This window comes from Secundilactobacillus similis DSM 23365 = JCM 2765 (assembly GCF_001311075.1).
Lineage (GTDB): Bacteria > Bacillota > Bacilli > Lactobacillales > Lactobacillaceae > Secundilactobacillus > Secundilactobacillus similis.
Genome location: NZ_BBAD01000157.1, coordinates 1 through 1,699 on the forward strand (window position 1 = coordinate 1; position 1,699 = coordinate 1,699).

Genomic DNA, 1,699 nt, shown 5'->3' on the forward strand with positions numbered 1-1,699 from the left:
TGAGAGTAGACCTCTCAAAACTAAACAAAGTTTTGTCTCTGTGCAGGTTTCCGTATTATTCCTTAGAAAGGAGGTGATCCAGCCGCAGGTTCTCCTACGGCTACCTTGTTACGACTTCACCCTAATCATCTGCCCCACCTTAGGCGACAGGCTCCCGAAGGTTACCGAATCGACTTTGGGTGTTGCAAACTCTCATGGTGTGACGGGCGGTGTGTACAAGGCCCGGGAACGTATTCACCGCGGCATGCTGATCCGCGATTACTAGCGATTCCGACTTCGTGCAGGCGAGTTGCAGCCTGCAGTCCGAACTGAGAATGGCTTTAAGAGATTAGCTTACTCTCGCGAGTTCGCAACTCGTTGTACCATCCATTGTAGCACGTGTGTAGCCCAGGTCATAAGGGGCATGATGACTTGACGTCATCCCCACCTTCCTCCGGTTTGTCACCGGCAGTCTCGCCAGAGTGCCCAACTGAATGCTGGCAACTGACAATAAGGGTTGCGCTCGTTGCGGGACTTAACCCAACATCTCACGACACGAGCTGACGACAGCCATGCACCACCTGTATCTGCGTCCCCGAAGGGAACGCCTAATCTCTTAGGTTAGCACAGTATGTCAAGACCTGGTAAGGTTCTTCGCGTAGCTTCGAATTAAACCACATGCTCCACCGCTTGTGCGGGCCCCCGTCAATTCCTTTGAGTTTCAACCTTGCGGTCGTACTCCCCAGGCGGAATGCTTAATGCGTTAGCTGCGGCACTGAAGGGCGGAAACCCTCCAACACCTAGCATTCATCGTTTACGGCATGGACTACCAGGGTATCTAATCCTGTTCGCTACCCATGCTTTCGAGCCTCAGCGTCAGTTACAGACCAGACAGCCGCCTTCGCCACTGGTGTTCTTCCATATATCTACGCATTTCACCGCTACACATGGAGTTCCACTGTCCTCTTCTGCACTCAAGTCTCCCAGTTTCCGATGCACTTCTCCGGTTAAGCCGAAGGCTTTCACATCAGACTTAAGAAACCGCCTGCGCTCGCTTTACGCCCAATAAATCCGGACAACGCTTGCCACCTACGTATTACCGCGGCTGCTGGCACGTAGTTAGCCGTGGCTTTCTGGTTAAATACCGTCAACACCTGAACAGTTACTCTCAGGTGTGTTCTTCTTCAACAACAGAGTTTTACGAGCCGAAACCCTTCTTCACTCACGCGGCGTTGCTCCATCAGACTTTCGTCCATTGTGGAAGATTCCCTACTGCTGCCTCCCGTAGGAGTTTGGGCCGTGTCTCAGTCCCAATGTGGCCGATTACCCTCTCAGGTCGGCTACGTATCATTGCCTTGGTGAACCATTACTCCACCAACTAGCTAATACGCCGCGGGTCCATCCAGAAGTGATAGCCGAAACCATCTTTCAAACAGAAACCATGCGGTTTCTGTTGTTATGCGGTATTAGCACCTGTTTCCAAGTGTTATCCCCCGCTTCTGGGCAGGTTACCCACGTGTTACTCACCAGTTCGCCACTCATCCGATGTTAAAAATCAGTGCAAGCACTTCAATTCAACGGGATGCGTTCGACTTGCATGTATTAGGCACGCCGCCAGCGTTCGTCCTGAGCCAGGATCAAACTCTCAATTTATGATTGTTTGTAGCTCATTTAATTATTACTAGCGAAATTGACTTCGCAAATTACATTTGATATCACC

Annotated in this window: 1 rRNA gene; it reads right to left on the minus strand. The window is 51.1% G+C overall.

What is annotated here, in order from left to right:
- Positions 1 to 66: 66 nt before the first annotated feature.
- Positions 67 to 1,632: ribosomal RNA gene (locus tag JCM2765_RS16435) — 16S ribosomal RNA — on the minus strand.
- Positions 1,633 to 1,699 lie beyond the last annotated feature (67 nt).